At 72.8% G+C, this 6111-nt stretch carries 5 protein-coding genes; 3 read left to right on the forward strand and 2 right to left on the reverse strand.

Annotation, left to right across the window (positions count from 1 at the left end):
* The first annotated feature begins 270 nt into the window (after nt 1-270).
* Nucleotides 271-2073: a methionine--tRNA ligase gene (metG, locus tag HUW36_RS23300; RefSeq protein WP_174530131.1), complete on the forward strand. Its 1803-nt coding sequence runs from the start codon at nt 271-273 to the stop codon at nt 2071-2073.
* Nucleotides 2074-2130: 57 nt separating this feature from the next.
* Here the strand turns inward: metG and HUW36_RS23305 are convergent, their stop codons facing one another.
* Both HUW36_RS23305 and HUW36_RS23310 read right to left on the reverse strand, forming a co-directional pair.
* Nucleotides 2131-2982 (reverse strand): alpha/beta fold hydrolase, encoded by an 852-nt coding sequence (locus HUW36_RS23305; RefSeq protein ID WP_174530132.1) that lies wholly within the window; start codon nt 2980-2982, stop codon nt 2131-2133.
* Between the two features lie 61 nt (nt 2983-3043).
* Nucleotides 3044-4288: a hypothetical protein gene (locus HUW36_RS23310; RefSeq protein WP_174530133.1), complete on the reverse strand. Its 1245-nt coding sequence runs from the start codon at nt 4286-4288 to the stop codon at nt 3044-3046.
* 81 nt (nt 4289-4369) lie between these two features.
* Here HUW36_RS23310 and HUW36_RS23315 point away from each other — a divergent pair, with 81 nt between their 5' ends.
* Nucleotides 4370-5272 (forward strand): TatD family hydrolase, encoded by a 903-nt coding sequence (locus HUW36_RS23315; RefSeq protein WP_174530134.1) that lies wholly within the window; start codon nt 4370-4372, stop codon nt 5270-5272.
* 81 nt (nt 5273-5353) lie between these two features.
* The coding region (gene rsmA / locus HUW36_RS23320; protein ID WP_174530135.1) for a 16S rRNA (adenine(1518)-N(6)/adenine(1519)-N(6))-dimethyltransferase RsmA at nt 5354-6111 on the forward strand (758 nt) is incomplete at its 3' end.

Raw genomic sequence — 6111 nt, forward strand, 5'->3', positions numbered from 1 at the left:
GTGGTCGGCTCCACCTCGACCGGCGGGTCCGCCGGATCGAGCCGGGGCTGGGGGGCGACCGACGTGCCGGGCGCGGGCCGCGCGGCCCGCGCGGCGGCCGCCGACGGCTCGGGTGCCGCTGGTCTACTGGTCACGACGTTCATTTCACACCGGTGCACCGGGCTCGCCGGGCAGCTCAGGCCGCGTGTCGGCGACAAATCGGACGTACGGCGGGAGCGCCCGCCCTATTGGTTCGCGGGCGGCCCGGAGCACTCACTAGTCTTGACGCTCATGAGTCACGTTCTCGCCGCGGTCGCCTGGCCCTACGCCAACGGCCCGCGCCACATCGGCCACGTATCCGGATTCGGCGTTCCCTCCGACGTCTTCGCCCGGTACATGCGGATGGCCGGCCACGACGTGCTCATGGTCTCGGGCACCGACGAGCACGGCACCCCGATCCAGGTGCAGGCCGACGCCGAGGGGGTCACGCCGCGCGAGCTGGCGGACCGCTACAACCGGGTGATCGCCGAGGACCTGCGGGCGCTGGGCCTGTCGTACGACCTGTTCACCCGGACCACCACCCGCAACCACTACGCGGTGGTGCAGGAGTTGTTCACCGGGCTGCACCGCAACGGCTACATCGTCCCGAAGGTCACCACCGGGGCGATCTCGCCGTCCACCGGCCGTACCCTGCCCGACCGCTACATCGAGGGCACCTGCCCGATCTGCGGCTACGACAGCGCCCGGGGCGACCAGTGCGACAACTGCGGCAACCAGCTCGACCCGATCGACCTGATCGACCCCAAGTCCAAGATCAACGGCGAGACGCCGGAGTTCGTGGAGACCGAGCACTTCTTCCTCGACCTGCCCGCCCTGGCCGACGCGCTGCGGCAGTGGCTCGACAGCCGGGACGGCTGGCGGCCGAACGTGCTCCGCTTCTCCCGCAACCTGCTCGACGACCTCCAGCCCCGGGCCATCACCCGCGACCTGGAGTGGGGCGTGCCGATCCCCCTCGACGGCTGGCAGGACCGGTCCGACAAGCGGATCTACGTCTGGTTCGACGCGGTCATCGGCTACCTGTCCGCCTCCATCGAGTGGGCCCGGCGCACCGGCGACCCGGAGGCGTGGCGCAAGTGGTGGTCCGCCGACGGGGAAGGCAAGGACGCCCGCTCCTACTACTTCATGGGCAAGGACAACATCGTCTTCCACTCGGTGATCTGGCCGGCGCTTCTCGGCGGCTACTCCGGCGAGGGCTCCCGGGACGGTGAGCCGGGCGAGCTGGGCCGGCTCAACCTGCCCACCGAGGTCGTCTCCAGCGAATACCTGACCATGGAGGGGCGGAAGTTCTCCTCCTCCCGCAAGGTGGTCATCTACGTCCGGGACTTCCTGGAGCGCTACGACGCCGACGCGCTGCGCTACTTCATCGCGGTGGCCGGCCCGGAGAGCAACGACACCGACTTCACCTGGGCCGAGTTCCTCCGCCGCAACAACGACGAGCTGGTCGCCGGCTGGGGCAACCTGGTCAACCGGTCGGTGTCGATGGCGGCGAAGAACTTCGGCGCGATCCCGCCGGTCGACCCGGCCGGGCTCACCGACGCCGACCGGGCGCTGCTGGACACCGCGAAGGCCGGCTTCGCGGTGGTCGGCGACCTGATCGCCCGGCACCGGCAGAAGCAGGCCATCGGCGAGGCCATGAAGGTCGTCGCCGAGGCCAACAAGTACCTGTCCGAGCAGGCGCCGTGGAAGCTCAAGGGCGACGACGACAAGCCCCGGATGGGCACCATCCTGCACGTCGCGCTCCAGGTGGTCAGCGACGCCAACACGCTGCTCACGCCGTTCCTGCCGCACTCCGCCCAGAAGATCCACGAGCTGCTCGGCGGCACGGGCGTGCACGCGCCGATGCCCGTCGTCGAGGAGGTCGACGACCTCGACGGCGGGCCGGCGTACCCGGTGCTGACCGGCGACTACACGGTCGGCGCGCGCTGGGAGTCCGTACCCCTGGAGGTGGGCCGGCCGCTCGCGGCGCCGAAGCCGGTGTTCCGCAAGCTCGACCCGTCCATCGTCGACGAGGAACTGGCCCGCCTCGCCGGCTGACCACGCACGCGTGACCGCGGCCCCGGGGCATCCCCGGGGCCGCGGCCGTCCGCCCGGTCAGGCGGTCGCCATGCTCGGCTTGCCGATGAACTCCATGATGGCCTTGTTGACCTCGGTGGGATGCGTCCACGGCGTGCCGTGCGGCGCGCCCTTGAGCGTGACCAGCTTGGCGTCGGACAGCATGTTCACCAGCCGCTGACCCGTCACCGGGTACGGCAGCACGTTGTCCTTGTCGCCCTGGATGATCAGCACCGGCACGTCGATGTTCGGCAGGTCACCGCGGAAGTCGGTCTGCCAGGCGTCCACCGAGTCGTGGGTGCCCTTGGCCGACGCCTGCGCGCCGATCTGCCAGTGCGCGTGGTACGCCTCGTCACTGACCAGCTTGCCCCGGTTCTCGCTGGCGTTGAAGAAGGCGTCGCAGAACTGGGTCAGGTAGGCGAACCGGTCCTGGATGATCGCCTTCTGGAACCCCTCGAACAGGCTCTTGTCGACGCCCTCCGGGTCGTCGGGCGCCTTCAGCAGGTACGGCGCCAACGGGGCCATCATGACCGCCCGGTCCACCCGGTCCGATCCGTACGCGCCCAGGTAGCGGGTGACCTCACCGGTGCCCATCGAGTGCCCGACCAGGATCGCGTTGCGCAGGTCCAGTTCGGTCATCAGCACGTCGAGGTCGGCGGCGAACGTGTCGTAGTCGTAGCCGGACGCCGGCTGGGCGGAACTGCCGAATCCGCGCCGGTCGTACGTGATCACCCGGTATCCGGCGGCGAGCAGCGGACCGCTCATCTTCTCCCAGGTCGCCCCGTTGAACGGGAACCCGTGGATCAGCACGATCGGCTGACCGGAGCCGTGATCCTCGTAGTACAGGTCGATGGGTGCGGAATTCTCCGTACCGACGGTGACGAAAGGCATGTCGGAACACATCCTCCTGCGTGGGGCCTCGGACGCCCACGCCTTCCCGACCAGCCGCCGTCTATGCGCCCCGGTGCGGATACGGCAGATCCACCACCCGGTCGTCGGCCAGTTCCGCCCCCGGCGCCCAGACCTCGTACACACCCCGTTCGTGACACTGCGCCCCGGTCGCGGCCACCCCGTCCGGATCCGGACGGGACAGCCGCAACCGCGACCACCCCGCCTCCTCCCGCAGCACCAGGCAGGGCACTCCGCGCCAGGACGCCGTCCGCAGCCGGCGCGCCGCCGCCTCCACCGGGTAGCGGGCCGCCCGGGTCATCGCCAGCACCCGGAACCCGCCCGGCTGGTCGGCCACCGCCTCGTACTCCGTCCCGCCGTACGCGCCGACGAGCTGGGTGGAGCGCGGCGCGTCACCGGTCGGCACGTACTCCTGGTCGGCGGCCAGACCGGGCACCGCGGCCAGCAGGTGCCGCCACTGCGGGCCGGCCAGACGCAACCAGCCGCGCTGCTCCGCCTGGTAGGTGTAGAGCACGACCTCCACCCCCTCGGCCGGATAGGCCAGCAGCGTGGCGTTCGCCGGCATCGGCAGGTCGGCGAAGTCCCGGGTGACGAACTCCGGGACGAGCTGGGCGTTGCTCGGCACGAACCCGGTGCCCAGCACCGGCGGCCCGAGCCGGTCCCGGGGCGGCAGCGCGGTCAGCCCCCGGTGGGCCGGACCGACCGGGACGTCGTAGTCGGCCGGGTCGGCGGCCCGCCAGCGCAACACGTACGCCACGTCGCCGCCCTCCGGGTCGCCGCGCAGCACCGCCATGCCCGCCGGCGTCCGCAGGTGCGCCACGTCGTGCTCGCGGTAGCAGAAACCGTGCGGCAGCCAGCCCCGCACGTAACCGGCGAGCTGCCGCGCGGACAGCACCTTCACCATCCGGGTGCCCGGCCGGATCACCGCCGACGCCCGTACCGCCGCCAACGTCGGGTCACCCGCCGCCCCCGGCTGCTGGCTGAGCTGGTGCACGTACGCCCAGCCCCGGTCCCGGTGCAGCGGCATCAGCAGCGGCTGGTCCGCGTCCTCGGTCGGCTCGGCCGCCCCGTGCACCGCGCCCACCTCGGTCGCGTGCACGAACCTGCGCCACGGGTAGGCCACCCCGGGCCGGGGGCACCACTCGAAGCCGGGCACCTCGTCGGCGCTGAACAGCTCGTACGCGGCGCCCCGGGCGATCTCCTCGGCCGGGTGCACGCGACCGTCGTACGTCACGCGCAACCCGGTCCGCTCGGAGGCGGCCCCGCCGGTCTGGTCGGTGACGGTCACCCCGGGACGCTAAGCCGGCCAGATGTTGGGCGTGTGAACAGCCGGTGGCGGTCCGGGAACGTCGGCCCCGGCGGGTGTGTGATGCTGGCCGCGATGACCGAGCAGACCGAGACCCGCAAGCAGCGTGCCGCCCGCCGGGCCGGCGAGTTCCCGCCCGCCCCCGAGCCGCTGCCCCGGCCCGTGCCGGACAGCCACACCCACCTCGACATCACCGTCGGCGAGTACGGGACGCCCGGCGGCGCCACCGCCGGCGACGACCCGGTCGCCGCCGCAATCGCCGTTGCCGCCCGGGTCGGGGTGGACCGGCTCGTCCAGGTCGGCGTGGACGTCGAGTCGTCCCGCTGGGGCGCCGACGTGGCCGACCGGTACGCCCCGGTGCTGGCCACCGTGGCGCTGCACCCCAACGAGGCGCCCCGCCTGGCCGACCTCGACGAGGCGCTGCGCGAGATCGAGGCGCTGGCCGCCCGGCCCCGGGTCCGGGGCGTCGGCGAGACCGGCATGGACTTCTTCCGCACCGGCGACGAGGGGCGGGCCGCGCAGGAGGAGAGCTTCCGCGCGCACATCGCCATCGCCAAGCGGCACGGCAAGGCGCTGGTCATCCACGACCGCGACGCCCACGCCGACGTGCTGCGCATCGTCGACGACGAGGGCGCGCCGGACACCGTCGTCATGCACTGTTTCTCCGGCGACGCCGACTTCGCCCGCGAGTGCGTCCGTCGCGGCTTCCTGCTGAGCTTCGCCGGCACCGTCACGTTCGGCAGCGCCGCCGCGCTGCGGGAGGCCGCCGCCGTCACCCCGCCGCAGCAGATGCTTGTCGAGACCGACGCCCCCTACCTCACCCCGATGCCGCACCGGGGACGGCCGAACGCGTCGTACCTGATCCCGCTGACCGTCCGGTTCCTCGCCGAGACCACCGGCGCCGACCTGGACACCCTGTGCGCGGCCATCTCCACCAACGGTGACCGCGCGTTCGGCCCTTGGTGAAAGGAGGGGCCCCTTCTTATCGCCAGGCGATAAGAAGGGGCCCCTCCTAACGGCAACGCCCAGGCGCTTACGCTACGGGGCGTGACCGGACTCCTCGGCCCGGCGGAGATCCGGGAACTCGCCGCGCGGCTCGGCGTCACGCCGACCAAGAAGCTCGGCCAGAACTTCGTGCACGACCCGAACACCGTCCGCCGGATCGTCACCACCGCCGGGCTGACCCCGGACGACGTGGCGCTGGAGGTCGGCCCCGGGCTCGGCTCGCTCACCCTGGCCCTGCTGCCGGTCGCCGCGCACGTGCACGCCGTGGAACTCGACCCCACGCTCGCCGCCGCGCTACCGGAGACCGCCGCCCGGTTCGCCGGCCCGGACGCCGCCCGGCTCACCGTGCACCCCGCCGACGCGCTGCGGGTCACCGCCGCCGATCTGACCGGCCCGGCGCCGACCGCGCTGGTGGCGAACCTGCCCTACAACGTCGCCGTGCCGGTCGTGCTGCACCTGCTCGCCGAACTTCCCACCCTGCGCCACGGCCTGGTCATGGTGCAGAAGGAGGTCGCCGACCGGCTCGTCGCCGGCCCCGGCTCCAAGGTCTACGGCATCCCGTCGGTCAAACTCGCCTGGTACGCCCGGTCCCGCGCCGCCGGCAAGGTCCCGCCGAACGTGTTCTGGCCGGTGCCCAACGTCGACTCCGGCCTGGTCGCGTTCACCCGACGCGAGCCGCCCCGCCCGGACGTACCCCGGCAGGCCGTCTTCGCGGTGGTCGACGCCGCGTTCGCCCAGCGCCGCAAGACGTTGCGGGCCGCCCTGGCCGGCTGGGCCGGCGGCGCGGACCGGGCCGCCGC

The organism is Micromonospora maritima (genome assembly GCF_902825405.1).
In the GTDB taxonomy this organism is placed as follows: domain Bacteria; phylum Actinomycetota; class Actinomycetes; order Mycobacteriales; family Micromonosporaceae; genus Micromonospora; species Micromonospora maritima.